The organism is Nocardia sp. 2TAF39 (assembly GCF_052114905.1).
GTDB lineage: Bacteria > Actinomycetota > Actinomycetes > Mycobacteriales > Mycobacteriaceae > Nocardia.
Window position 1 is genome coordinate 105,193 of the sequence record NZ_JBFRFQ010000004.1, and the last position, 26,090, is coordinate 131,282.

Genomic DNA, 26,090 nt, shown 5'->3' on the forward strand with positions numbered 1-26,090 from the left:
GTTCCCGGTGACCGACTCCGTCGACGGCTCCGCCGTCCCCTGGGACGACCGGCTGCGGCTGTTCTCCTTCGCCACCGCCGAGCGGCGCGCCGACTACCTGTGGGTACTTCGCGCATTCGACAGCGCGCGAGCGACATACGTGGTGTTGCTGCACGCGAACGACGTGGCGGACTGGATCGAGCGAGACGGAAGCAGCCCGCGCACGTCCGATTTCGGTGATCCTTACCAGTCGGATGCCGGTGCACCCACCCGAACCGCCGTTGCCGGAGGCCGGCCGAATGCTCCGCGTCTGACCGCCGCCGAGATCGGCACGCTGCTCGACCAGCTGCACCGATGGGGCGTGCTGGAGCGCAGTTACGACGGAACCCGTGCCGCCACCCTGGCCGAATACCGCAACCGGCACTACGTGTACCAGTTCTCGCAGGCCGGTTTCCGGGCCTACCGCGCAGTGTCCGGTGTGCTCGATGCCCGCCTCGACGAGGCCGCGCTGTCGCGGCTCGTGCTTCCTGAGCTGCTGGCCGACCTACATACCCTGGCCGAAGCCAATCAGGCGGGCGACGCCGAACGTGTGTATCGCACGCTGCGCCGCCTCGACGCCGCGCTGTCGGACATGGCCGCTCGCGCCGCGCACTTCTATCTCGGGCTCGGCGATCTGGTCCGTACGACCGAGATCACCCCGGAATCGTTTCTCGCGCACAAAGACGCGCTGCTGGCGCACATGCGGGAGTTCAGCCTCGACCTTGCGCGGTTCACACCGCGCCTGGCAGGCGCGATCGCAGAGATCGAGGAGACCGGCGTCGAGGAGCTGATCACACGCGCGGCCAACTGTGACGAGCGGGTGCTGTTGAGTCTCGCCGAGCGCCAGTCGGATTGGCAGTCCCGATGGGATGGACTGCGGACCTGGTTCGTCGCCTCGGGCGGCGGCGAATCCGCGGGTACGACCGAGGCCGAGCGGCTACGCGAGGCCACGATGAGCGCTATCGCCGCGGTGCTGTCCCTGCTGCGCCGGGTCACCGAGACTCGGCGCGGCGGGGTGAGCAGGGAGTCGGCGCTGCGGCATCTGGCGGGCTGGTTCACCGCGGCGCCGACAGCCGAGAGCGCGCATGCGCTGTTCGACGCGGTCTTCGGGCTGGGCAGGCCGCGACATCTGGCGATGGAGCATCCGGACGCCGACGTGATTCCGGCGATCCGATCCTGGTGGGACGCACCGCCGTTGGAGATCTCGCGGACGCTCGCCGAAACCGGGCGTCCGCCGTCGGCGGCCGCGCCGGCACGTATCCACCGCAACGACGTGGGTATCCGGCGGCTGCGCGAGGCGCAGCTCGACGCGCAGCGGGCTCGCGCGGAGGCTGCCACGTCGCTGGCCTCCGGCGACGTGCATGAGCGAGTTCTCGACGAACGCGAAACCGAGGTGCTGCTCCGGTTGCTGGATGCCGCGTCCACCGCGTGGGTTCCGGTGCGCGGACGGATCGCGGGGGCGACCGGTTCTGACAGCGGCGTCACCCTCACCGTCTTCGAGCACGAGGGGTCGACCGTCGTGCGTACTGCGCGTGGGCTGCTGCACCTGAACAATCGCGCGCTGAAGGTCGAGCAGACGACCAGGGCGCGGTCGCGTGCCACCGGGGAGCGCCCCTGATGCGCGGACACAAGATCGACGTTCTCGCGCTGGACAACTACCAACGCGCCGCACGGGTCGTCCTGGCCAATCACCTGGTCACCCGGACCTATCCGGACCGGATCGCGCTGCCGCTGATCCGCCGATGGGCCACCGAGCTGCGCGAGGATCTGGCCGAGCTGTTCGGTTACCGGCTGGAGGTCACCGAGACCACCGCGCGGGTGTTCCCGGTGCTCGACCGCCTCGACGCGGGCAGGCCCGCGCGCACCCCGGGCGAGCGCGTCTTCGACCGCCGCCGCTATGCCTACCTCGCGCTGGCACTCGCCGCGCTGGGCCGCGCAGGCGACCAGGTCACATTGTCGGAGTTGGCCGATCACGTCGCCGCCTACACCGGCCAGGTGGACGGGCTCGAGCTGTCCCCCGACCGGACCGCCGACCGCGACGCGTTCGTCGACGCGGTGGGCTGGCTGACCCGGCGCGGCGCGATCACCCTCGCCGACGGCGACGCCGGCAGCTGGGCCAGCGATCCGGAGGCCGGTGAGGCGCTCTACGACATCGACCGGCCGGTGGTCTTCGCGCTGTTCCGGCCGCCGCGCGCACTGCAGCATCTGCACAGCGTGCGCGGGCTGCTCACCGAAGAGGCCGCGACCCCCGGCGTTTCCCCGCACCCGACGACCGCCGCCGCGATCGCGCGGCGGGTCCGCAGGGCGCTGGTCGAACGGCCGGTGGTGTACGCCGACGATCTCGCGCCCGAGGAACGCCCGGTGCTCGCGCAGGAACGGATCGTCGCCGACGTCGAACTGTTCACCGGCCTGCGCGCCGAGCGCCGCGCCGAGGGCGTCGCGCTGATCGACACCTCCGGACGGCTCTCCGACATCCGGTTTCCCGGCACCGGAACCCTCGCCCAGGTGGCGCTGCTGCTGGCCGGTGAGATCGCCGACCGCGTACTCGACATCGACAACCCACTGCCCCGGCGGTCCGGCGCGCCGGACGCGGGCGAGGCGCTCGCGGAGCAGCTCGATGACGCCATCCCCGAATCCACCGTGTTCGCACCGCTCGCCGAGCTGCGCTCACTGGATTCGCCGGCGAACGAACCCTGTTCACCGGAACCGGACAGCCTTTCGGGGCACGCGATGGACGGAGTCGAGACGTATCCACTCGTCGACACCACGTGGGTGCGCGAGACAGTGCAGGCGCTCGCCGACCGCTATGGCGCCACCTTCGCCGCACAGTGGCAGGCCGATATTCCCGGCCTCGCCTCGGAGGTGGTGGCGCTGCTGCAGCGGCTGCGGCTGGTTCGGGTGGTTCACGACGGGCTGCTCGCGCTGCCCGCCCTGGCCCGTTACCGCGGCGCGGTCGTGACAGTCCGCACCAAGCGGGCGGCGGAATTGTTCGTCACCGCGGCCGACACCTATGGTCCCGACAGCACCGGAACGGAAGGGAACTGACTGATGTCGCTCATTCACGGCGGAGTGCGGTTCACCCCGACCCGCGCCGGGATCGTCAACCTGTGGGACTACCGCGACCAGGAATTCTGTTTCGCAGACGGCAGATTGGTGCTGCGCGGGCCGAACGGGTCGGGCAAGACCAAGGCGCTGGAGGTGCTGTACCCATTCGTGCTGGACGGGCGGATCGAGCCGCGCAGGCTCAACCCCTTCGCCGGCGAGGAACGCACGATGAAGTCGAACCTGCTCTACCGCAAGCAGGAGTCGGCCTACTCCTACGTCTGGATGGAGTTCGCGCGCGGTCACCGGGACGACCCGGAGGTGGTCACCGTCGGGATCGGCATGCGCGCCACCCGTTACTCGGACAAGGTGACCCGCTGGTACTTCGTCGCCGACGGCCGGGTCGGCGTCGACTTCTCGCTGATCGGCCCGGACGACCGTCCGTTCACTCGCAAGCAGCTCGCCGAGCAGATCGGCACCGACTCGATCGTCGACCGGCCGGTGGACTACCGCAACGCCATCGACGCGCGCATGTTCGGTCTCGGCACGCAGCGCTACGACCAGCTGATCAACCTGATCCTCACGTTGCGCCGCCCGCAACTGGCGAAGAATCTCGACCCGCGCGGGCTGTCCCAGGCGCTCACCGACGGCCTACGTCCGCTCGACGAGCAGCTGATTCTCGACGCCGCCCGCTCCTTCAGCGACATGGAGGAGGTCGGCCGCACCCTGGAGTGCTTGGTGCATGCCGACACCGCGACCAGGGCTTTCGTGGCGGTGTACCGAAAATACCTTGCGGTCCAGGCGAAGACGGACGTCGACCTGGTGCGCGCCCGGCTGGACGCGGTCACCCATGCGAGCACGGCGCTGTTCGCCGCCACGGCGCTACGCGAGCGCAGGGAGGCCGAGCGCGCGACCGCCGAGACCCGTGCCGAAGACGCCGACCGCACCTACGAGCAGGCTCTCGCCGACCGGGAGAACTTGCAACGCTCCAGCGCGTACGAGGGCAAGCAGCAGCTCGACGACCTGGCCGACGCCGTGCGCCGCCTGGAGAGCTCGGCGGCCGTCCACGGCGACAAGGCGCTCAAGGCACGTCAGACCATGGACCAGCGGGCCCAGGAAGCCGAGCGCACGCGCACGACGGTTCGTACCGCCGCCGCCGCGCTCGCCCGCGGTGAGGACGAATTGCGCACGGCCGCGGAAGAAGCCGGGATCGTGTGGACGCCGCAGCCCGAGACGGTACGCGCCGAGCAGCTCACCGCCGCCGTCCGCGCTCACGCCGAGGAACGCGACGCCGACGTGCGCGCGGCACGGAAGGCGTTGGGCTTCCTCGACAGCGCGACCGCCGAGCGCACCAGGGCCGAGCGGCTCGCCGAGCGCGCCCGCGAGCTGCGCGAGGCGGCCGCCGCGGAGGTCGCCCACGCCGAGGCGGCCGTGGCGCTGGCCCGCACCGAGGCCGCGTGCACCCTGCGGTCTTGGTGGGACGAGCACCGCGAGGTCTACTCCCCGCTCCGCGACGGCCTTTTCCAGGCGCTGGACACCGCTGTGGCCCAAGCCGGTTCGGACCAGGCCACCGTCGCCGAGGTGCTGGCCGAGCGGGCCGAGCCCTTGCTCGACGAGATCCGCACCCGCCGCCGAGACGCCCGCGCTCGCGCGGCCACGGCGGCCGCGCGTATTACCGAGCTGAACACCGAACGCGACCGGGTCTGCGCCCAGCGTGACGACGCGCCACCGGCTGTCGCGGCGCGCTCCGGTCGGACGGGCGACCGGCCCGGCGCTCCGCTGTGGCGCCTGGTCCGTTTCGCCGACGACGTGTCCCCCGCGGCCGCGGCGGGCATCGAGGCCGCGTTGCACGCCGCCGATCTGCTCGACGGTTGGGTCTGCGCGGACGACGAGCCGCCGTCGGACTACGAGTCGGATCAGTTCCTCGTCCCGCTGCCCGCGCAACAGCGACCTTCCGGACGCACACTCGCGGATGTCCTTGTCGTCGAGGATGATTCGGACACCTGCACGGTGCCGCGGCAGACGGTCGCCGACGTGCTCGCCTCGATCGCCCTGCACGACGACGCGGACGAACCGACCGGCATGGTCGCAATCGGGACCAGTGGTAGCTTCCGCCAGGGGGTGCAGGTCGGCGAGCACCGGAAGGCCGACGCGGAGTTCATCGGTGCCACCGCGCGGGCCAGGCGGCGCGAGGCCCGCGCGGCCTCGCTCGCGGCCGCCATCGAGGTGGCGAGCGAATCCCGGCGTGCCGCCGAACAAGACGAGGCGGACGCCGCCGCCGAACTCGCTCGGATCTCCGCCGCTGCCAAGGCGCTTTCGCGTCCGACCGCGGTCACCGCCGCATTGCGCGCGGTAGCGGAGACCGCGGGCATGATGCGGTCCCGCTCCGAGGCCGCCGCTCAAGCCGAGCGCGACCTCGACCAGGCGGTGGCGGAGGTGTCCGCCGTCGAGAAGAAGCTGCGTGCCGCCGCGACGGCGCACCGGACACCACGCTCGGCCCGCGAGCTCGACGCCCTCGCCGCCGCTATCCGGCACTTCGAGAACACCGGCACCGGACTGCTGCGCCTGCGCACCGAATACGAACGCGAACGCGAACGCGAGCGGGAAGGCGAGGACCGCCTGACCGAGGCGGCGGACTTGGCCGAGGCGTTCGCGGAGGAGGCGGAGGCGGCGCAGTCCGGTTACCAGGAGCAATTGCGCAAGCTCGAGACGCTGCGCGATGCACTGGGTGCGGGCGCGGCCGATATCGACCGCGAGCTGGACCTGGCCAGGCAGCGAATCGAAGCGACCAAGGCCGAGCAGAAGGCCGCGCGCAAGGCCGCCAACGAGGCCATCGCGGCGGTCGGCGACGCGGAGGCCGCCTACCGCACCGCGCACGAGTCTCTCGGCACCGCGCTCACCGAAGTGCTCGCGGAGGTGAAAGCCCTTGCGCCATATGCCGAGCCTGATCTGCTCACCCTACTCGGCGCGCCACCTGACGGACGCTGGCCGAGCAGTGACGCGGCATGGTCGACACCGGAACAGCTGCTGTACCGGATCGCGTCGGCAGGGCCGCACGCCGAACCCCGGGTGCTGCCCGACGAGGTCGCCGAGCTGTTCGACAGTCTCGCCACCGCCACCGCGTCCGTGCGCGCGAACGAGGCCACCCGCAAGTCCACTCGCAGCGCGGTGACCGCCGCGCTACAGGAGTTCGACGCCGCGCTCTCCGGTTCCGGTCGCGACTATCGGCTGCAGTGGGACGCGGCCGACGGCCTCACCGTGGTGCAGGTGCAGGACGAGTACGGCGTTTCGGCGGTCGCCGATTTCGCCGCACGCATCGATGCCGCGCGCAAGGACCAAGAGCTGCTGCTCACTGACGCCGAGCGGCGCATCCTGGAGGACGCGCTGCTGACCGGCCTCGCCCAGCAAATCCACGAACGCACCAGCGACGCCCGCCATCTCATCGCCAGAATGGGCGCGGAGATGAAGCAGCGCCGCATGTCATCGGGCAACACCATCGGCGTGCACTGGGTGCTCGCAGACAGCCTGTCCGACGCGGCGCGGGCCATGTGCAAGCTACTCGACCGCGATGCTTCGGCGCTGTCCGCGCAGGACCTGGCAGCGATCCGGGCGCATTTCGCCGTCGAGATCCGCGCCGCGCGGGCCGCGCACCCGGAACGCTCCTACCCCGAGATCCTCGCCGCGACCCTGGATTACCGCACTTGGCGGGTGTTCTCGTTCACGCTGATCTCCGCCGACGGCAGCGAGGACAAGCTGACCGTGGCCCGCCACAGCGCGCTGTCGGGTGGCGAGCAGTCGGTGTCGCTGCACCTGCCGCTTTTCGCCGCCGCGCACGTCATGCTCGATTCCGCCGACCCGCAGGCCCCCCGCCTGCTCGCGCTGGACGAGGCGTTCGCGGGCGTGGACGACAACGGACGCAGCGAATTGCTCGGACTGAGCGTGCAATTCGACCTCGACCTGTTCATGACCGGCTACGACCTGTGGATCACCTACCCGCACGTCCCCGGCTGTGCGCACTACGACCTGGCGCACGCCGCGGCCGAGAACACCGTCAGCGCGACGCTGCTGGTGTGGGACAGCGGTGATCTGCTCGCCGAACACGACGGCACCGATCTGACCGCCGCGCTCGGCTCACCCAATCGCCGCCGTGTCCCGAACACGATCGAGGGCGGACTCGAACTGGCGCCGGCGACCTGACTTCGGAGGCCGCCGCACAGGCGCGATGTAGTCATCGGTCCCGGCGGACGATGCTGCGACTACGGTCATCGACGCCCGTTCGCCGAAATGGTTACCGCTCGCTCGCGGCCGGCCGCATCGGCGGGCAGTCCACGCCCGGGAGGGTGGCCAGCTCGAAATGCCACCACTCGTCGGGTCGAACTGGTCGCGTCCTACAAACCCGACGGGTCACCGCATGCTGGCGTCGGGCAGCATGGGCGGGCAGGGCGTCCCAGGCAGGGTTTGCAACTCGAAGTGCCAAAATTCGTTGTCGAACGTGCGACAGAGGCCCCATCGGTTGCCGTTGGCCTCCAGCCATGCCGCGCCCTGCGGCGGGCCGACGTCGATGGCCTTGCCCTGGACATGGGTGGACTCATCCGGCGGGAGCACCCACCGACGCGCGGAGTCCGGGCTGCCGTAGGTCGCCAGTCCGTCGTCCCACAGCGCCTGCTGCTCGGCGGGCGTCCGAAATCCGGAGGTGATCGACAGCGGCACGCCTTGCGCATGCGCTTCGTCGGCCGCAAGCGTGTACGCGATCGCCAGCAGCGGATCGAGGCCCTCGGTCTCGGCCTTCGATTCCGTGGCGACCGGAGCCGCCCCCGCCGCAGGTACCGACCATCCGGCAAACCCGATTCCCGCAAGCACTACCGACCCGATGGTTCGTCGCAGCATGCAGGTGATCCTAACCAGCACCGCAGATCCGTCCGCCTCTATACACGTGCGTTGTACAAGCTAGGTAGTCGAGTCGATGACCCACTGCCAGTAGCCCGGATGCGCGTCGGCAACCGGCACCGCGAGAACCTGGGGCGTGGTGTCTGGATGATCTGTGTCAGCCCGCTCGATAATCGCGGGCACCAGCGCGGCTCGGGTATGGAGGATTACGAGGGTCTGCTGGTCGTCGTGGATCGCGCCTTCCCACCGATAGACGGATCGAACACCGGGGATCAGGTTGCCGCACGCCGCCAGTTTGTCCTCCACGAGGCGGCGCGTGAACTCCGCCAGCCAGTCGGCATCGTCGGCGGTCACTGTTACGTCTACGAGATGATCGTCGGCCATGTGAGCCAGTCTCGTACACCCTGGTTGCCAATGTCATCCATGAGGGTCTCCAGCAGGTCGCGGTCACGCGCTATGCCTGCCCAACCTCGAACCGCCGGACCCTGGTAACTGAGGCCAACCCAGCCGCCCATCATGTGCGTTCCGTGCGGGTGCAGCGCCATGTACATGACGCCCTTCGAGCGGACTGCACCGTCGGTAGCGCGATACCAGCCCATCAGCACCTCGGAGTCCCACAGCCGCATTTCCCCGCGCCAGGCGTAGGAGCCCTCCTCGACCGAGCGCGCACGATCGCCGAAGAACTGGAAGAACACGCCTTCCTGCGTGACCTCGAGCTCGTGGATGTCAACACGCGGAATGCCGTCCTTGACCGTTTGCCATGCGGCCCACCAATCACCGGACAGGTTCAACTCTGCGGACTGCCGACCCGCCAGTTCAGTGAGCGAGATTTCGCATGCATCGGATATCTGGACGGCTTCTTCCAAGGTCAACTTCGCCGAACCGTCCTCCAACCGGGAAATGGTGCGCTGGGTCAACCCCACCCGCGCACCGAATTCCGTTTGTGACAACTCCCCGCGTAGCCGCCTCAACACCTCCGGCGTCCCGCTCACTGGCCTGTCCTTTCGCTCAAACTTGCCCAAATTGTAGGCACCCGTCGTATGCTCAGACAATTCCGTCTAGTTCAGACGGATTAGTCTAAACCTCGGGGGCTCGATGCACGAGACGGCAGTACACACGAACGAACTACCACACCGGACACCCTTCGTCGGGCCGCTTGTTCCCTGGAGCGGGCTGCGTGTCGACGTATTGACGGACTACCTCGAAGCCCTCCGCGAATGGGTGGAGACCCCAGAAACGTCCCGGAGCCGGGGTGAGCACCCCTCCGGCTCCGGCGACTCCCAACCCAGAGATCACACGAGGATTGATGCAGCGATGGGGTTCAACTGGTGGCAAGACGACGCCGACCCTGCGGAACGGGGAACCAACGTCCAAGACATTGTCGACCGCGTCCAGGCCGAATGGCGGGCCGAGAACCAGCGCGCACAGGCACAGCGCGCACGCCCGACCGATGCGGGGATGTGGCCTTCCGGATGGCCGCACGAAGCGCCAGATCGGCCGCTGAGCGTGGAAGAAGCCCACCGAACCATGCAGCGACATCGCGGATGCAGGGCAACCGAGTGCCCCCGCAAAGAAGCGGCACGCCAAACACTGATCAGCGCCGGACGGATCAAGCCGGACGCATCACGGGAGTACTGAGCAGTGAAGACGCTCAGGCAAAAGAATAGGGGAAACCTGGTGCACTACAACACTTCTCGACTGTCCATCATCGTCGCCGCGCTCGCAATGGCACTGACCTCCGGCACAATTGGCGTCGTCGCCAACGCCAGCCCCGGCGGACCATTGGCCACAGAGGCGAAGAAGACCCTCTGCGACAACGGGTTCAGCCCCTGGTCCACCCCAACGGTTTTACCGCCCAAGATCGAGGGCTACGGCTGGGCGAAGTGTGACCAAGCTCCCGGTGGCGGTACCCCTGAGCTCACGCATGACTACTACCTGACCTTGCAGCGACGGAACGCTTCGGGTGGCTGGGATTCTGTTGGCGAGCACATCCGAACCAGCCTCGTCCCGTGGACACGCCAGACCTTCACGGCCAGCGCGCCCTGCGCGGCTGGATACTGGCGGATCTTCTCCTCGGTGAGAGGTACGATCCAGGGCAGGGCATACGGCCCCATTGAGACCCCATCTGAAACACGGGTCGTCACAGCCGCCGAATGCGGATAGAGGGATGACATGGGATTGCCGAATGGACGACGTTACGCCGAGTATATTGGACCAGTCAGCAAGCGCGACCAGGTGATCGGCGTGGTTCGAGCGCTGACGCTGGCGCTGCCACGTCGGAGGAGACTGCACCCACAGGACGCAGGTGGCGGGTATCAGGGCGTTCGCCGCGAGTTCGGCCGTTGGGTTGTACGGCCGATGACCGGGCCAGGATCGCGCCGTTGGATCAGTAAGCCGGCCTATGCGACCCGAGCCATCCCCGCGAATGACCTCAAAGCAGCCGAGGATTGGATGTTGGCGGCTCTGGGAATCTGACAACGTCCTGAAACGCAAAAGACCCCGCCCTGGGCGGGTTCACGCGATCGTCGCAACACTCTCGAATTTCAGAGGTTGCGGCGATCGTATCGTTTGCGGAGGAGTTGCGGGGTGCCGAACGGGTCGACTGATCCGGATACGTTCAGGTCTGTCGCCCACGCCGACTGCCCATACAGAAGCGGACGGCGGCTACGCGACGACCGCGCCGAGCTGCTTCAGTGTGCCCGCAAGCACGGCGACCGGCCGCACTGATTTGAAGCAGCGACCCTGTGGACAACATCTGGCGAATCACACTGCAAACAGCACGATTCGGATACACAGGGCACATGACGTGATGCCATAGCTATGAGACATGTCCGATTTCGAGTCAGCTATCCCCAGCTGGCTAACATTACGCTCACAGGGAAATCTCGTTGTTCACAATCTATTCCAGTGCTGTGGATCACATGAAGAAAGGATTGCTATTAATCCGGATTGTCGGAATCCGCCGACCTGCACGCGAATCGCGACCGCATTATCACCCACAGTCGACGCTGAAGCACGAAACTCGTTGCTTTCCAACCCCTCCAAATCAAGCCGGACGTACCGCGGACGGCTCCCGGCCAACGCCGGGTAGCCGTCCGCAGGTCGAGCGGTCTATCCAGAAACACGAGTTTCCACATTCGCTCCCCAACATGTGAAGAGCCACTACACCGGACAATCCGGCCGAATCACACGCACGCCGGACCGTCCAGCGCGCTCGGCCGCGCCCGCGCTGCCATCACCCGCGCGCGTGCGCGGCGAATCGCTTCCACCGCTTGGCGATTGCGCCCGATCCGCTCGAGGATCTCGCCGCCGTGCGCGCGGGCGTAGGCGACGGCGACCCTGATCCGGCCGATGGTCAGGTCCGATTTCGCACCGAGGATTTCGATGCGGCGTTCCACCGGACCATCCAATTCCCGTAGACGCGCAACGACTTCCCAGACCGCGGGGCCTGCCGCCAGCGCGGCGCGGCGGTCGTTCATCGGACCACGGAAGACGATCCCGGGATGGTCCAGCTGATCGACACCTTCCCGGATCAGGCGATCGAGTAGTGCGGTGCAGCTCGTTCCCTCCCGGGCGGCGCGCTCGGCCAATCGCCGAGCCGCCGACTCGGAGATACACAACGACATCGGTACAGCCCTGGATGTACTCATTGCCCTCCTCGACATGCGTCGGCAGCCGGAATCAACGACGTACTTCGCTAAGGGTGCCCGGTGAAATGGCGACGCTACCCCGGTGATCGGGGGGACATCGCCGTGTCCGCGCGCTGCCACCGCGCGGGTTCGTACGACGGATTCAGATGCGCTCTCGGGAGCGGGTGCGCACGCGCAGCGCGATCGGCTTCTGGGTTTCGGCGAAAAAGTCGTTGCCCTTGTCATCGACGACGATGAACGCGGGAAAATCTTCGACCTCGATCTTCCACACGGCTTCCATGCCCAGTTCGGGGTACTCCAGCACCTCGACCGACTTGATGCAGTCCAGCGCCAGCCGTGCGGCGGGGCCGCCGATAGAGCCGAGGTAGAAGCCACCGTGCTCCTTGCATGCCTTGGTCACCTGCGCGGACCGATTGCCCTTGGCGAGCATGACGAACGAGCCGCCGGCGGCCTGGAACTGGTCGACGTAGGAGTCCATCCGGCCCGCCGTTGTCGGGCCGAAGGAGCCGGAGGCGTAGCCCTCGGGTGTCTTGGCCGGGCCCGCGTAGTAGACGGCCATGTCGCGCAGGTAGTCCGGCATCGACTCGCCCGCGTCGAGGCGCTCCTTGATCTTGGCATGCGCTATGTCGCGCGCGACCACGAGCGGCCCGGTCAGCGAAAGCCGGGTCTTCACCGGGTATTTCGAGAGCTCGGCGCGAATCTCGTCCATCGGCCGGTTCAGGTCGACCCGCACGACGTCACCGCCGAGGATGGCGTCGGTCTGCTCCGGCAGGTACTGAGCGGGCTCGCGCTCGAGCTGTTCCAGGAACACGCCCTCCGCGGTGATCTTGGCCAGCGCTTGCCGATCCGCCGAGCAGGACACCGCGATGGCCACCGGGCAGCTGGCGCCATGCCTCGGCAGACGCACCACGCGCACATCGTGGCAGAAGTACTTGCCGCCGAACTGCGCGCCGATGCCGAAGGACTGCGTCAGCTTGAAGACCTCCTCCTCCAGCTCCAGGTCGCGGAAGGCGTGCGCGGACAGTGATCCCTCGGTGGGCAGATTGTCCAGGTAGTGCGCGGAGGCGTACTTCGCCGTCTTCAAAGCGAACTCGGCACTGGTACCGCCGATGACGACCGCGAGGTGATACGGCGGGCAGGCCGCGGTGCCGAGCGAGCGGATCTTCTCGTCCAGGAACTCCAGCATCCGCGCGGGGTTCAGGATGGCCTTGGTCTCCTGGTACAGGAACGACTTGTTCGCCGAGCCCCCGCCCTTGGCCATGAACAGGAACTTGTAGGCCGGATGCGCCGAGTCGCCTGCCGTGGAGTACAGCTCGATCTGCGCCGGCAGGTTGGAGCCGGTGTTCTTCTCCTCCCACATCGTGATGGGCGCCAGCTGTGAGTAGCGCAGGTTCAGTTTGGTGTAGGCGTCGAAGACGCCGCGGCTGATCCATTCGGCGTCGTCGGCGCCGGTGAGCACTCCCTCGGACTTCTTGCCCATGACGATCGCGGTGCCGGTGTCCTGGCACATCGGCAGGATGCCGCCCGCGGAGATGTTGACGTTCTTCAGCAGGTCCAGCGCGACGAAGCGGTCATTGCCGCTGGACTCCGGGTCGTCGATGATCTTGCGCAGCTGGCCCAGGTGCGCGGGGCGCAGGTAGTGGCTGATGTCGTGCATGGCCGTTTCGGTGAGCTGTCGCAGCGCTTCCGGCTCGACCTGCAGGAACGTGCGGCCGTTGTGCACGAAGGTGCTGACGCCCTCGGTGGTGAGCAACCGGTAGGGGGTGTCATCCCCGCCGATCGGCAGCAGGTCTGAATAGCGGAAGTCCGGCGCGGTCACCAGTCGCACTCCTTTGGGTGGGCCCGAGCGCTGACGCACAGCCGGGCTGGTCGCGAGAACAGCGAGCCTAGCCACCGAGCCGCACCCCACCGATGGTTAGGCAACCCTATGTCGGACAATCGACTCAAAAGGTTGCACGTTCAACCCGGGTGGTGCTACCTCTCATCTCTGAGAAAGCGCTCGGGCGTCCCCTCGTCCGGCCGCGCGCAGACTGTTCGCGCGCCGCGCCAAGCGACGCGGAATGTTTGATGCCATATGTCAGAGTTTGGAGCGCTATCGTGACCGATCCCCATTGGCTCGATGACGTCGAGATGAGCGCCTGGGTAGGTTTCGTGCGCACCCGCGACCTCATCGCCGCGGCGGTCGGGCGGGACTCCACCAGGGAGTCCAACCTCACCTATGTCGAATACTCGGTCCTCGCCTACCTGGCGGAGAGCACCGATCACCGGCTCACCTTCGCCGCGCTGGCGGCCAAACTCGAGTGGTCGCAGAGCAGGCTCTCGCACCAGATAACCCGGATGGAGAAACGCGGCTTGGTGGTGCGCGAGCCGATCCCCGACGATGCCCGCCGCACCGCCGCGCGGCTCACCCCGCGCGGTGCCGAGGTGCTGACCGGCGCCGCGCCCGCACACGTGCAGAGCGTGCGCAGGCACATGATCGACATCCTCGATCGCCAGCAGCTGGCCGCGCTCGCCGACATCTACGACACGCTGCTCACGCACCATCGAAGAGCGGCGGCCGAGAGTTGAACCGTCAGGCGGACGTGGACGACGCCGGTTGCACCGCGCGCTCCGCAGGAGCGTCCGTCGCACCGGCCGATTCGGGTGTCCCGAGCGCCCGCTCGAACCCGGCGGGCACCACCAGATCCGAGCGGTCCAGCTCGGCGACGCTGGTCTTGCGCAAGCCGAGCAGCGCCGAATCGATGCCGCCGCGCAGGATGTCCAACACGTTCTCCACACCGGCCTGCCCGTTCGCGGCCAAACCCCACAGGTAGGCACGGCCGATCAGCACCGCCCGAGCGCCCAGCGCCACCGCCTTCACCACGTCGCTGCCGCGGCGGATGCCGCCGTCGAGTACCACCTCGATCTGCGAGCCCACCGCTTCCGCGATCACCGGCAGCGCCCGGATCGCGGCAGGAGTGCCGTCGAGATTGTTGCCGCCGTGGTTGGAGACCGAGATCGCCGCGACACCGGCGTCGACTGCGGCGTGGGCGTCGTCAACCCGCATGACGCCCTTGAGCAGCACCGGCCCGTCCCACTGCTCGCAAATCCACCGGACATCCGCCCAGTCCGGCGCGGGCGTACCCATCCATTCCCCGTAGGCGCCGAAGAAACCGGGGGCGGGACCGTCGCCGACAGCCATGTTCGGCGCGGTCAGATCGGGAATGTGGCCCGAGCGCACGTAGCCGGCCAGCCAACGCGGCCGCGCCAGCGTCTGCGGCGCGAACTTCAGCATGGTACGCAGGTCGAGCTTTTCCGGGATCGCCGGGCTGCCCCAGTCCCGGCCGTGCGAGAACGACCAGTCCAGGGTCAGGATCAAGCCGACCGCGCCCGCCGACTTCGCTCGGTGCATCCGCTGCAGGATCTCGTCCTTGCCGCCGCACCAGTACAGCTGGAAGAAGGTGACCGGGTTGGCCGCGATCACCTCTTCGATCGGTTTGCTGGCGAACGAGCTCAGGCCCATCGCGATGCCGCGCGCGGCCGCGGCGCGGGCGACGGCGACCTCACCGTCCGGATGCACCGCCTGCACGCCGGTCGGCGAGATCAGCACCGGCATCGAAAGCTTTTGTCCCAGTACGGTTGTAGCCTGATCCCGGAGCCCGATCGGCCCGGCGACGTGCGGCGCGAAGCCCAGTTCGGTGAACGCCTTCTGGTTCTCCTCGATGGTCTGGCCGCGCTCGGATCCGGCGATCAGCGCCCCGTACACCGACTTCGGGAGCCGCTTCTTCGCACGTCGCTGCGCCTCGGCGACAGTCTCGAACCACGGGTTCATGTTCCGGTCCTTTCCGGGGAGGCTACCGGCCACCAGAGCCGGGTTCGGTCGATCAAGTCGCTGGTGAGGTGTTCGAGCAGAGCGGCGCCCTCGCCAGCGGTCGCGCCCGCCGGGTCGCCGAGCACGCCGTTGGCGCTCACCGCGCGCACTCCCCCCGCGCGCAACAGCGGCAGCAACTCGGCCAGCGGACGGGTGTCGCCCGCGGCGGCAACATCGTCGCGGACCCGGTCGGGCGCGAGCGCCAGCTGGATTGCGGTCTCCGACCGCCCGGCATGCGCGTCGCCGTCGAAGCGCGGCAGATAGACGCGCACGTCGCGCGACTCGGTGCGCAGCAGATCCTTCGCCCTGCGCAGCGGTTCGATATTGCCGCCGTGCCAGTTGACCAGCAGGATCCGGTCGAAGGTCTCGGTCGCCGAGCGGCACAGCTCGACGATCAGCAGCTCCAGCGCCGCCTGTCCGATCGACAGTGTGCCGGGAAAGCCCGCGTGCTCACCGCTGGCGCCGTACGGAATCGCCGGTCCGACAAGCACATCGGGCCGCGCGGCGGCGAGCCGGGCGCACAATACCGCGGCGACGTCGGTGTCGGTGGACAGCGGCAGGTGCGGACCGTGCTGCTCGGTAGCCCCCACCGCCACGGCGAGGATCGCACCCGCGGCGGCCCGCGCGCCCGCTTCGGGCCAGGTGAGATCCGCCAACATGCCGCGAGATTATCGTCAGTCACTGACATAATCAAGGGCCGTGACCGCCGAGCAGAATCAGACGATGCGGGAGAACCGGACCACGCGCGGCCGCCCACGCGGCACCACCAAGCGCGAACTCGAACTGATCGCCATGCGGCTTTTCACCGAGCGGGGCTTCGACGACACCACCGTCGAGCAGATCGCTGCCGCGGCGGGCATCAGCGGACGCACCTTCTTCCGTTACTTTCCCACCAAGGCGGAGGTGCTCTGGTACCAGTTCGACGACGAAGTCGCCGCGCTGCGCGGAGCCTTCGCCACGGTGCCCGACGACGTTCCGATGATGACCGCTGTGCGCCGAGTCGTGGTGAACGCCAATCGATATCGCGCCGAAGACGTCCCCGAACTGCGCACCCGCATGCAGCTCGTCGCCACCATCCCCGCGCTGGCCGCCACCGCGGGCGCGCACTACGACGCCTGGGAGCGCGCGGTGAGCGCGTTCGCCGCGGGGCGGCTCGGCGAGCCGGAGGACGGCCTGATCCCCCTCGCCGTCGGGCGGACCACCCTCGCGGCGGCCCGCGCGGCGTTCGACGCCTGGCTCGCCCGTGCCGACAGCGACCTCACCGTGTACTTGGACGAGGCACTCGCGGCGTTGGAACGCGGATTCGCTACGGTGCCATGAGGTCCATGCCATCCGGATCGAGGGCGAACAAGCGGCAGGTTTCGGCGGCGACCCGGGTGGGGTATGACTAGGCTCGGTATCGGCTCGCAGCCGAAGCGTCCGAAGATCCCGACTCAACCGTCGAAAGGGGCAGGAGTTTCCATGTCCGAGGTGTCCATGAGCCTTTCGGCGGATTCGCTGACCGCGGGCCCGGTCGACAACCTGCTCCCGCAGCTGGTCGAGCATCTGCGCCAGAACCGCACCGCACTACGCGAGGAATGGGCCCGGCGAATCACCGACGCCCAACTGCTCACCGCGATGACCCCCGAGGAGATCTTCTCCGAAGCGACCTCGGTTTACGACAACTACGTCGAGGTGCTCGAGACCGGTAGCGTCGAGGCCCTGCAGGCCTACGCGCGGGACCTGTCCGAACGCATCATCCCGAGAGGAGTCGAGACCGACGAGGTGCTCGGCATCGTGCTGCTGCTGCGCGACGTGCTGGCCCGGTCCCTCTTCGAGAAGTACCAGGCCGACTTCGAGCTGCTCAACGCCGTGCTCGACGCGTACGAACCGGCCGCCAACCGCATCGCCAACACCGTAGGCGTCTCCTTCGTCCAAGAGCGCGAGCGCGTCATCCGCCAGCAGCAGGAGGCCATCCGCGAGCTGTCGACGCCGGTGCTCCAGGTGCGCGAGCAGCTGCTGATCCTGCCGATCATCGGCGTGCTGGACAGCCAGCGCGCCCGCCAGCTCACCGAGCAACTGCTACGGGCCATCCGGGCCAACCGCGCGAAGGTTGTCGTCATCGACATCACCGGTGTGCCCGCGATCGACTCCACGGTGGCCAATCACCTGGTGCAGACCGTCGACGCGTCCGGCCTGATGGGCGCGAACGTGATCATCACCGGCCTGTCCTCGGAGATCGCACTGACGCTGGTGACCATCGGCCTGGATCTGTCGAAGATGAACGCGGTCGGCGACCTTCAGGGTGGTATCGAAGAGGCGGAACGTCTCCTAGGCTACGAGGTTTCCCGGGTCTCCGAACGCGACGGCCGCTGATCAGGCGGACCTGATGCCGGTTCCGATTCTCAAACAGGGTACGTATCTCATCGCGTCGGTCCAGTCCGCCCTGACCGACGCTGATACCGAGCGCCTGCAGGACGATCTGATGAAACAGGTCAGCAAATATCGGGCACACGGCATCATCGTGGATGTCACCGCGATCGACGTGATGGATTCGTTCGCGGCGAGATCGTTGCGTACCATCGCGCACATGACGCAGCTGCGCGGCGCCGAAACGGTGATCGTCGGGCTGCAACCGGAAGTCGCGTTCGCCATGGTGCAGCTCGGGCTCACGTTCGAAGACATGCACACCGCCCTCGATCTGGAAGAGGGCCTCGCCTGGTTGGACCGAAAGACCCCAGCCCGTCGCCAGCGAGACGGTCGTGACAGTGGCCGCTGAGAACGTGGTGATCGCGGTCAGGGTGTCGGGTGACATCGTGATCGCACGTCAAGCCGGACGTGAACTGGCAGCAAAGCTCGGATTCACACTGACCGACCGGACCATGATCTCCACGGCGATCTCCGAAATCGCCCGCAACATCACCAGTTACGCGGGAAGCGGCGAAATACGTTTGCTGGTCGATGACCGCGAGGGTCGCCAGGCGCTGGTGGTGCAGGCCGAGGACCAGGGACCGGGCATCCTCGATATAACTCGCGCGCTGGAGGACGGCTACTCCACCGGGCGCGGTCTGGGGCTCGGCCTCCCCGGCGCCCGACGATTGATGGACCGGCTCACCGTCGACTCGGCGCCGGGACGCGGCACGCTGGTGGAGATGTGGAAGTGGGTACCCAACGGTGCATGAGGACGGGTTCATCGGCCGGATCGAGTGGGCGGTGGCCGGTCGCGCACTGCCGGGTCAAGATGTCTCCGGTGATCGCGGGGTTGTCCTCGACACCGGCGGCGGCACAGTCCTTTTCGCCGTCCTGGACGGACTCGGGCACGGCGCCGCCGCTGCCGACGCCGCGGGCCGTGCGGCGCAGGTGCTCGCGGAGAACCGCGCCGAGCCCTTGGATGTGCTGATGGTGCTCTGTCACCGCGCGCTGGCCGACACCCGGGGGGCAGCGATCTCGCTCGCCCACTTCGAGGAGGGCGACAGGGTGCGCTGGCTCGGTGTCGGCAACGTCGAATCCCGGGTGCTCACCGCGGGTCCCATCGGTCTGAGCGTGCACGCCACCGTGCTGCTCACCGCGGGCATCGTCGGTTATCGGCTACCGGCGCACCTTCAACCGCAGTCCGTTTCGGTCCGCCCCGGCGATCTGCTCTTGATGTCCACCGACGGCATCGTCACCGAATCCGCCGAGCGGGTCGACCTTTCCAAGTCCACCGCCGACATCACCAGCGAGATCCTGGCCAGGGACGCGAAGGACACCGACGACGCACTCGTGCTGGCCGCCCGGCATCGCGGCACAGCAGGCCGGACGACATGAGTGAGCTGCTGGCCGATTTCCTCAACGCCTACGCCGACGCGCTACGGCGGCACCTGGGTTCGCCTACCCAGGCCGGCCTCGCCGAGGGCTATGAGCTCGGTCGGCGCGCGCTGGTGGAGGGCATCAGCCTGCTCGACCTCACCGAGAACCACTTCCGGGTGGTCCAGGACGAACAGCAACGGCACGAGATCCCGTCCGAGAGCGGCGAATCCGACAGCCGCCTGCCCGAGACGGCGCTGGAATTCCTGTTGCAGACTCTCGTCCCGCTGGACATCGCCACCCGCGGTTATCTCGACGGCACCCGCCGCTATGAGCAACAGCGTTCACGCGCCGACGATCTCGCCGGACGCGACGCGTTCCGCACCGCGCTGGTCGAATCGCTGCAGGACGGGTTCTTCGTCGCCGACGCGCAGGGCACCATCATCGAGGTCAACACCGCCTTCGGCGCGCTGACCGGCTACGGCGCCGCCGAAATCCCCTACCCGCTTCCGCATCCGTGGTCTTCCCCGGACGGTCCGCGCTATCCCCATCTCGGGACCGAGGCACAGCGTTTCGTCATCTCGATCCGGCACCGGGACGGGCGCAACGTGTGGCTCGCGGTGAGTACCAGCGCGCTGATCAAGCCGGAGGGCAACGAGCGGATCTTCGTCGGCACCATTCGTGACGTCACCGCCGAGCACGACGCCCAAGCCCGCGACCAAGCGGCGTCCCGGCTCGCCACCGCGGTCGGCGCGGCGACCAGCGTGGTCGAGGTGCTCGCCGTCGGGCTCGACGAGTTGCGGCGCACGGTGGGCGCGGAGACCGCGGTGGTGGCGGTGTGGCCGAGCCGCAACGCCGCACCCGAGGTGTACGTCTCCGGCGTGGGGGCCGACAGCACCTCGCGCGACGGGGATGGCACGCTCGACGAGCGCTCGCGGGCGCTGCTCGGCCGGGCCCGGCGCAGGCCCGCCCGCAGTCTGTTGGCCATTCCCGAGGGCGCCGAGAGCTCCGAGGGTATCGTCGCCCCGCTCGGTGAGACCGGCGATGCGGCGATGTGGTTGCGCTTCGCCGCGCCACGGGCGATCAGCGCCGCTGACTGGACGCTGTTCTCCCTCCTGATCGGCCATCTCAGCCTCGCGGTGCAGCGGGCGCGGAACTTCGACCAGGCGCGCGCCACCTCACTCACCCTGCAGCGCGCCATGCTCGGCCCGATCGAGCTGCCGCCGCGGTTCTCGGTGCACTACGAGCCCGCGCTGCCGCCGCTGGAGATCGGTGGCGACTGGTACGACGTGGTGCCGTTGCGCGACGGCACCATCGGCGTCGTGGTCGGCGACTGCGTCGGACGTGGCCTGTCCGCCGCCGTCGTCATGGGCCAGCTGCGGACGGCCGCGCGGGCGTTGCTGCTGCGCGGCGCCGGACCGGCGCAGCTGCTGGCCGAACTCGACACCGTCGCCGCACGCATCCCCGGCGCCATGTGCACCACGGTGTGCGCCGCCGTGCTCGACCCCGTACGCGGGCTCGTCCGCTACAGCAGCGCCGGGCACATGCCGCCGATCCTCGCCGATGTCGCCGCGACCGGCAGGCTGCTCGAGGGCGGCCGTGCGGTGCCGCTGGCGACGTTCGACACGCCGAGGCGGCCAGAGGCCACCACGGCGCTGACACCCGGCTCGACGCTGGTGCTGTTCACCGACGGGCTGGTCGAACAGCGCGGCGTCGACATCGATGACGGATTCGCCAAGATCGCGGCAGTGCTCGCCGACACCTCGGGACGGCTGCCACGCGAGGTGGCGGACGCCGTGCTCTCCCGGCTGCGGCCCGCGGCAGGATACGACGACGACGTCGCGATGGTGGTCTACCGCCAGCCGCCCGCACCGCTGCGACTGGACGTGCCCGCGCACGCGGACGAACTCGCGGTGCTGCGGCGCACCCTGAAGGGCTGGCTTGCCACCGCGGCGGTGCCATACGACCTGGCTTCCGATCTGGTCGCGGCGGCCAACGAGGCGTGCAGTAACAGCATCGAGCACGCCTACCGCAACGGCGACGGCGGACGGGTCCAGCTGTCGGCCACCTGCGACATCGATACCGTGGTCATCATGGTCACCGACTCGGGCAACTGGAAGCCGCGCGCCTCCGATCCCGGCTATCGCGGCCGCGGAATCGAGATGATGCGCGCGCTGACCGAGGAACTCGACATCGACCACTCCGGACCAGGCACGACGGTCCGTATGTCGGTGACGCTGCCAGCGATTACATTCCCGGTGGCCAATCCGTTGCGTGACACGCAACGGCGGATTTCTGGGTGATGCAGCAGGAATCGAATCCCCGTCATCAGCCGAACCCGCAACCCGAGCGCGCTGCCCTGAGGTCTTGGCCGCCACACACAGTCATGAAACCGCAGCGCGAGCTCGACCCCAGCGGTGGGTACCCGCCCTCGAGGGCCTGGTTCGCGGGCGGAATTCGGCTGACCTGAATAGCCGCGGGCATGCTCGCGTCCCCGAGCTCCCGCTCGGGCATCGGCCCTACCGCGCGGCGACCATCGCGTCCACCGTCTCCGGGGACAGCATCTCGTCGGCCACCAAGCCCGCCAATCCCACGAACGCGCCGTTCTCCCCCAGCTGCGATGGGCCGATGTCGAGGTTGCGCAGTGCACTCGAGTGAGCGTTCGCCTCGACGGTGCGCCGCAGCCCCTCGAGAAACGGGGGCAGTACGCCCACCGCTCCCCCCACGCGGACGTATGTCGGATCAACGATCGACACCATCGTCGCGACCACAGTCCCGACGAGCCGCCCGGCCTTCTCCGTCGCCCGGATCGCGGCGGGCCTGCCCTCGTCGACCAGCCGGACGACATCGGCCACCGTGCGCACTCCGAGGGGTCGCAGGTCGCGAGTCAGCGCCTGCCCGCTGGCACTGGCCGCGACACATCCGCGGCGGCCACAGCTGCACTGCTGGTGGCTGCCTTCGATCCGCATGTGCCCGATCTCGCCCGCGGAGCCGCTCTTGCCGCGGTGAACGCGCCCCGAGATCACTACGCCCGCACCGATTCCGGTCCCCACCTTGACCCCGACGAGTGTCGCTGCGGGACGGCCCAACGCACAGAAGTCGCCGAGTGCCAACGCGTTCGCGTCGTTCTCCAGCAGGACAGGCACGCCGAGCGCGGCGGCGAACGGCTCGCGCAGCGGTGCACCGTTCCAGTCCGGCATGGTCGGTGGTGCCAGGGTGACCCCGCGCTCATGGTCGATCTGCCCTGGGACCGACAGCGCCATCGCACACAGGGTGTCAGCACGCTCGGTGCGCCGCAATAGTTTCCGACCCGCGTCGAGTAGCACCGGCACGATCTCGCGCGGGCTGTGCCGCATGGGCAGCCGGTGGTCCTCACGCGCGAATACCGTCCCACGAAGGTCGACCACCGCCAGCGTCGCGTGGCTCTGTCCGAGGTCGGCGACGAGCGCGGTGCGGCCGGTGTCGTTGACCTCGAGCACTTCCGCGCGCCTGCCGCCACTCGACTCCCGATGTCCGGCTTGGCGGACGAGCCCGAGACTGCGCAGAACGTCCAGCCGCTCAACCAAGGTCACCCTCGACAGCCCCACACGTTCCTGCAGCTCGAGCCGCGTCAGTGGGCCCGCCGCGCGCAGCAGGGCGAGCACGTGTCCCGAAGAGGTGGGGCTCGAGGGCGTCGATGTGGTCACGAGCATGTTGACAATATCCCCCACTCCACTTACGTTAACCAAACTGACAAAAGTTCGAAACATAGTGTGACAGCACAGGAGTCATGGATGCTGGTATCCGGCCTGACGCGCAGATCCTTCTTGCGCGCTGCGGGCGTCGGCGCGGCCGCACTCTCCGCTGCGGCCTGCACCGGCTTCGCCACCAGCGGAAATGGCGGCATGATCTTCCTGTCCACGCAGTTCCGGCCCGCCGACGAGGCCGAGCGGTTCCGCAGCCTGCTCGCCAAGACCGCACCCGGCGTCGGCTACGTGACCATCGAGGAGAGCCCGTTCTCGAGCCAGGTGCGCAGCCAGGTCGACGCGGGCTCGACACAGATCGGTCTGCTCGGCGGGCTGCACGGCGACGTCGCGCCGCTCGCCGACGGCTACCTCCAAGATCTCAGCGGCCTGCTCGCCGATCTCGGCGACCGCGGCTGGTCTCGCGAATACCTGCAACTCGCCAAGGCGGGCACCGACCACACCTGGTACATCCCGTGGGCCACCGCGAGCTACGTTCTCGCCGCACACGCCGACGCGCTCGAACACCTGCCGTCCGGCGCCGACGCCACGTCGCTCACCTACGACCAGTTCCTCGACTGGGCCATCGCCGCCCGCCGCGCCAACGGGAACCGGCCTATGCTCGGCCTGCCCGCGGGCCCGAAGGGTCTGCTGCACCGCTTCGCACAAGGCTTCCTGCTGCCCTCGTTCACCGGTGGTCAGATCACCACGTTTCGCTCGAATGAGGCAGTGACGGCGTGGCAGTACTTCCGCGAGCTGTGGGCGAACTGTGCGTCGTCGAGCACCAACTACGACTTCATGCAGGAGCCGCTGGAGAGCGGCGAAGTGCGCATGGCGTGGGACCACGTCGTACGCCTCGTCCACGCGCCCGAGCGCGACCCACAGAACTGGCGCATGCTGCCCGCCCCGCGCGGCGCGCACGGCCTCGGCTACATGGCCGTGATCGCCGGGCTCGCGATCCCCAAGGGCAGCCCCGACCCCGAACTCGCGCAACGGGCGATCAGCGCACTCACCCGTCCGGAAACACAGATCCAGCTGCTGCGCTCCAACGGCTTCTTCCCGTCCGTCGACACAACGATCCCGGACGACCTGCCACCGGCCATCAAACTAGAGGCGGACGCGGTGCGCAGACAGCAGGAAGCGAAGGGCACCATCCTCTCCCTGCCGCCGGTGGGCCTCGGCCAGCGCGAGGGAGAGGTGAGCAAGGTGTTCAAGGACAGCTTTCGCTCGATCGTGCTGGACCGAGCCGATATTCGATCCACGCTGGACCAGCAGGCACGGGTGCTACAGGGCATCCTCGACGACCTGAAGGTGCCGTGCTGGGCTCCCGACCCGGCCGCCGACATCTGCAAGGTGGGGTAGACATGATTTCACGACTGCGCTCGCCGTGGATCCTGCTGTTGCCGTCGATGATGCTGATGCTGACGCTGTTCGGCTGGCCGCTCATGCAGGGCGTCCTGGAGGCATTCCGTGGCGACGACGGCTTCACGCTCGCCAACTGGGACCGATTGTTCAACGATCCCTACATCTTCACCGCGCTGCGGAACACGCTCGTGCTGATCGTCATCGTCGTACCGATCCAGCTCGTGCTCGCCATCGGCATGGCTCTGCTCATGCAGGCACGGCCGAGATTTGCCAGCGGCCACTTCTATCTGTGGTGCCTCCCGCTGGCGATCTCCGAGCTGGCCGCGGGTCTGGTGTGGCTGTCCATTTTCGACAACCGCGGTTACCTGAACTCGCTGCTCGTCTCACTCGGTCTTTCGGACGACGGCGTGCAGTGGCTCGGTTATCAGAACACCGGCACGATGCTGCTCGCGGTGGTGATCGCCGAGGTCTGGCGCGCGACCTCGCTCGTCTTCGTCATCGTGGTGGCGGGCGTCCAGATGATTCCGCGCGATTACGACGAGGCCGCGCAGGTGTTCGGCGCGAACTTCTGGCAGCGGCTACGGCATGTCACGCTGCCGCTGCTCGGGCCGAGCCTGCAGGTGGCATTGATCCTGCGGACGATCCTCGCGTTGCAGGCGTTCGCGGTCGCGCAGGCCCTGACCGGGCGCGACTTCCCGCTACTCGTCGGCGAGACATACGAGTGGTATTCGAACCTGCAGAACCCCGCGGTAGCCAGCGCCGTCTCGCTGATCGTGCTGGCGATCTCACTCGCCACCGCCGTGTTCTACCTGCGGACGGTCCGGCAGCCGGAGGAGGCGCGGTGAGACACAATCGCGCAGCGCTCATCGAGCCGACGGGGCGCGGGAACCCCGGCGAGATACAGGGGTCGCGATGAACAAGGCCGAGGCGCCGCCGAAGACCGTGCTGCCACCCGTCGACCGTGCGCCGCTGCGCAGGCGCCGCTGGCGCGCGATATGGGTTCAGGTGGCGTGTATCGCGGTGACCCTGTTCATGGCGCTGCCGATCGTGCTCATCGGGCTCTCCGCGGTGTCCTCGCGTGACGCGCTCAACGAGTTTCCGAAGTCGTTGATCCCCGATGAGTTCTCCACCGAGACGTTGGTCGCGTTCTTCCGGGCCACGGGAACCATTCCAGCACTGGGTAACTCGGTGCTCGTCGGCATCTACACGGTGTTCTTGTCACTCGTCGTCGGCGCGCCCGCGGGATACGCGTTGGCGCGCCACGCGTTTCGCGGCAAGGATACCTACCAGGTATTCATTCTTTTCGTGCGCGCGTTGCCGATCGTGGTGCTCTCGGTGCCGCTCGCCACGATGTTTCTCCGGATCGAGGTCTACGACACGGTGTTCGCCGTGACGCTCGTGCACACCACGCTCGCGTTGCCGACCACCGTGCTCATCACGGCGAGTATCTTCGTCTCGGTTCCGGCCGACCTCGAGGAGGCCGCGCAGGTCTTCGGCTGCACACGCTGGCAGGCCGCACGCAAGATCGTGGTGCCGCTCGCACTGCCGGGCCTTGCCGCGTCCTCGATCTTCACGTTCGTCTTGTCCTGGAACGAGATTCTCGGCGCGACGATCGTCACACTCGGGCACCGCACGCTTCCGGCGCAGGTGCTCACGGCGCTCGGCGAGGCGTCGACCGCGTACCGCTTCGCTGGCGGTTTCGCGTTGATCATTCCGGCGCTGGTTTTCATCTTCGTGATGCGGCGCTACCTGGTGAACATGTGGGGGACGACGCTCAGATGACAGGGGTTC

The 26,090-nt window shown here is 68.3% G+C and carries 22 protein-coding genes; 14 read left to right on the forward strand and 8 right to left on the reverse strand.

Features of this window, described 5'->3' with window-relative positions; all coding sequences use genetic code 11:
- Positions 1-52: 52 nt before the first annotated feature.
- Genes AB4Z47_RS04075 through AB4Z47_RS04085 form a run of 3 tightly spaced genes read left to right on the forward strand, consistent with a single transcriptional unit; the run spans position 53 to position 7,257 of the window.
- Positions 53-1,636, forward strand: a complete 1,584-nt coding sequence (locus tag AB4Z47_RS04075; protein ID WP_441948045.1) for a TIGR02677 family protein — start codon at positions 53-55, stop codon at positions 1,634-1,636.
- Positions 1,636-3,063: a TIGR02678 family protein gene (locus tag AB4Z47_RS04080; RefSeq protein ID WP_441947918.1), complete on the forward strand. Its 1,428-nt coding sequence runs from the start codon at positions 1,636-1,638 to the stop codon at positions 3,061-3,063. The genes AB4Z47_RS04075 and AB4Z47_RS04080 overlap by 1 nt, the downstream gene beginning before the upstream one ends.
- 3 nt (positions 3,064-3,066) lie before the next feature.
- Positions 3,067-7,257 carry a TIGR02680 family protein gene (locus tag AB4Z47_RS04085; RefSeq protein WP_441947919.1) on the forward strand — a complete coding sequence of 1,397 codons (4,191 nt, stop codon included), beginning with the start codon at positions 3,067-3,069 and terminating at the stop codon, positions 7,255-7,257.
- A 207-nt stretch (positions 7,258-7,464) separates the two neighbouring features.
- On the opposite strand, the gene AB4Z47_RS04090 is transcribed toward AB4Z47_RS04085, so the two are convergent.
- From AB4Z47_RS04090 to AB4Z47_RS04100, 3 genes are read right to left on the reverse strand one after another with little or no spacing between them, the layout of a single operon-like run.
- Positions 7,465-7,947, reverse strand: a complete 483-nt coding sequence (locus tag AB4Z47_RS04090; protein ID WP_441947921.1) for a M15 family metallopeptidase — start codon at positions 7,945-7,947, stop codon at positions 7,465-7,467.
- Between the two features lie 60 nt (positions 7,948-8,007).
- On the reverse strand, positions 8,008-8,331 hold the full coding sequence (gene cutA / locus AB4Z47_RS04095; RefSeq protein WP_441947922.1) for a divalent-cation tolerance protein CutA: 324 nt from the start codon (positions 8,329-8,331) through the stop codon (positions 8,008-8,010).
- Positions 8,310-8,939, reverse strand: coding sequence for a helix-turn-helix domain-containing protein (locus AB4Z47_RS04100; RefSeq protein ID WP_441948047.1), 630 nt, complete (start codon positions 8,937-8,939; stop codon positions 8,310-8,312). Before AB4Z47_RS04100 ends, cutA begins: the two co-directional genes overlap by 22 nt.
- Positions 8,940-9,624: 685 nt before the next feature.
- On the opposite strand from AB4Z47_RS04100, the gene AB4Z47_RS04105 reads away from it, so the two are divergent.
- Entirely contained in the window at positions 9,625-10,110 is a 486-nt protein-coding gene (locus AB4Z47_RS04105) for a hypothetical protein (RefSeq protein WP_441947924.1), read from the forward strand.
- Between the two features lie 1,022 nt (positions 10,111-11,132).
- Here the strand turns inward: AB4Z47_RS04105 and AB4Z47_RS04110 are convergent.
- Both AB4Z47_RS04110 and AB4Z47_RS04115 read right to left on the reverse strand, forming a co-directional pair.
- Positions 11,133-11,597, reverse strand: coding sequence for a hypothetical protein (locus AB4Z47_RS04110; protein WP_441947925.1), 465 nt, complete (start codon positions 11,595-11,597; stop codon positions 11,133-11,135).
- A gap of 142 nt (positions 11,598-11,739) precedes the next feature.
- A complete protein-coding gene (locus tag AB4Z47_RS04115; protein WP_441947926.1) occupies positions 11,740-13,416 on the reverse strand; it encodes a fumarate hydratase in 1,677 nt (558 codons plus the stop codon).
- 278 nt (positions 13,417-13,694) lie between these two features.
- Between AB4Z47_RS04115 and AB4Z47_RS04120 the strand changes: the two genes are divergently transcribed.
- Positions 13,695-14,165, forward strand: coding sequence for a MarR family winged helix-turn-helix transcriptional regulator (locus AB4Z47_RS04120; RefSeq protein ID WP_441947927.1), 471 nt, complete (start codon positions 13,695-13,697; stop codon positions 14,163-14,165).
- A gap of 4 nt (positions 14,166-14,169) precedes the next feature.
- On the opposite strand, the gene mftD is transcribed toward AB4Z47_RS04120, so the two are convergent.
- Complete coding sequence (gene mftD / locus AB4Z47_RS04125) at positions 14,170-15,408, reverse strand: pre-mycofactocin synthase MftD (RefSeq protein ID WP_441947928.1); 1,239 nt, start codon at positions 15,406-15,408, stop codon at positions 14,170-14,172.
- Positions 15,405-16,106: a mycofactocin biosynthesis peptidyl-dipeptidase MftE gene (gene mftE / locus AB4Z47_RS04130; RefSeq protein WP_441947929.1), complete on the reverse strand. Its 702-nt coding sequence runs from the start codon at positions 16,104-16,106 to the stop codon at positions 15,405-15,407. Before mftE ends, mftD begins: the two co-directional genes overlap by 4 nt.
- 40 nt (positions 16,107-16,146) lie before the next feature.
- Here mftE and mftR point away from each other — a divergent pair, with 40 nt between their 5' ends.
- From mftR to AB4Z47_RS04160, 6 genes are all read left to right on the forward strand, one after another.
- Positions 16,147-16,767, forward strand: coding sequence for a mycofactocin system transcriptional regulator (mftR, locus tag AB4Z47_RS04135; protein ID WP_441947931.1), 621 nt, complete (start codon positions 16,147-16,149; stop codon positions 16,765-16,767).
- A 141-nt stretch (positions 16,768-16,908) separates the two neighbouring features.
- Positions 16,909-17,802: an STAS domain-containing protein gene (locus tag AB4Z47_RS04140; protein WP_327118405.1), complete on the forward strand. Its 894-nt coding sequence runs from the start codon at positions 16,909-16,911 to the stop codon at positions 17,800-17,802.
- Between the two features lie 13 nt (positions 17,803-17,815).
- On the forward strand, positions 17,816-18,205 hold the full coding sequence (locus tag AB4Z47_RS04145) for an STAS domain-containing protein (RefSeq protein WP_040779629.1): 390 nt from the start codon (positions 17,816-17,818) through the stop codon (positions 18,203-18,205).
- The gene (locus tag AB4Z47_RS04150; RefSeq protein ID WP_357262434.1) at positions 18,195-18,608 is read left to right on the forward strand and encodes an ATP-binding protein; all 414 of its coding nucleotides are present in this window, start codon (positions 18,195-18,197) and stop codon (positions 18,606-18,608) included. The genes AB4Z47_RS04145 and AB4Z47_RS04150 overlap by 11 nt, the downstream gene beginning before the upstream one ends.
- Positions 18,601-19,233, forward strand: coding sequence for a SpoIIE family protein phosphatase (locus AB4Z47_RS04155; RefSeq protein WP_441947932.1), 633 nt, complete (start codon positions 18,601-18,603; stop codon positions 19,231-19,233). Before AB4Z47_RS04150 ends, AB4Z47_RS04155 begins: the two co-directional genes overlap by 8 nt.
- Complete coding sequence (locus tag AB4Z47_RS04160) at positions 19,230-21,515, forward strand: SpoIIE family protein phosphatase (protein ID WP_441947934.1); 2,286 nt, start codon at positions 19,230-19,232, stop codon at positions 21,513-21,515. The genes AB4Z47_RS04155 and AB4Z47_RS04160 overlap by 4 nt, the downstream gene beginning before the upstream one ends.
- A 216-nt stretch (positions 21,516-21,731) precedes the next feature.
- Here AB4Z47_RS04160 and AB4Z47_RS04165 read toward each other — a convergent pair whose 3' ends face one another.
- Positions 21,732-22,904, reverse strand: coding sequence for an ROK family protein (locus tag AB4Z47_RS04165; RefSeq protein WP_441947935.1), 1,173 nt, complete (start codon positions 22,902-22,904; stop codon positions 21,732-21,734).
- A gap of 81 nt (positions 22,905-22,985) precedes the next feature.
- Between AB4Z47_RS04165 and AB4Z47_RS04170 the strand changes: the two genes are divergently transcribed.
- The 3 genes from AB4Z47_RS04170 to AB4Z47_RS04180 all read left to right on the forward strand — a co-directional run bounded on the left by AB4Z47_RS04170 (position 22,986) and on the right by AB4Z47_RS04180 (position 26,081).
- Positions 22,986-24,296 (forward strand): ABC transporter substrate-binding protein, encoded by a 1,311-nt coding sequence (locus AB4Z47_RS04170; protein WP_441947936.1) that lies wholly within the window; start codon positions 22,986-22,988, stop codon positions 24,294-24,296.
- A gap of 2 nt (positions 24,297-24,298) precedes the next feature.
- Complete coding sequence (locus tag AB4Z47_RS04175; protein WP_441947937.1) at positions 24,299-25,144, forward strand: carbohydrate ABC transporter permease; 846 nt, start codon at positions 24,299-24,301, stop codon at positions 25,142-25,144.
- A gap of 67 nt (positions 25,145-25,211) precedes the next feature.
- Positions 25,212-26,081 carry a carbohydrate ABC transporter permease gene (locus AB4Z47_RS04180; protein ID WP_441947939.1) on the forward strand — a complete coding sequence of 290 codons (870 nt, stop codon included), beginning with the start codon at positions 25,212-25,214 and terminating at the stop codon, positions 26,079-26,081.
- Positions 26,082-26,090 lie beyond the last annotated feature (9 nt).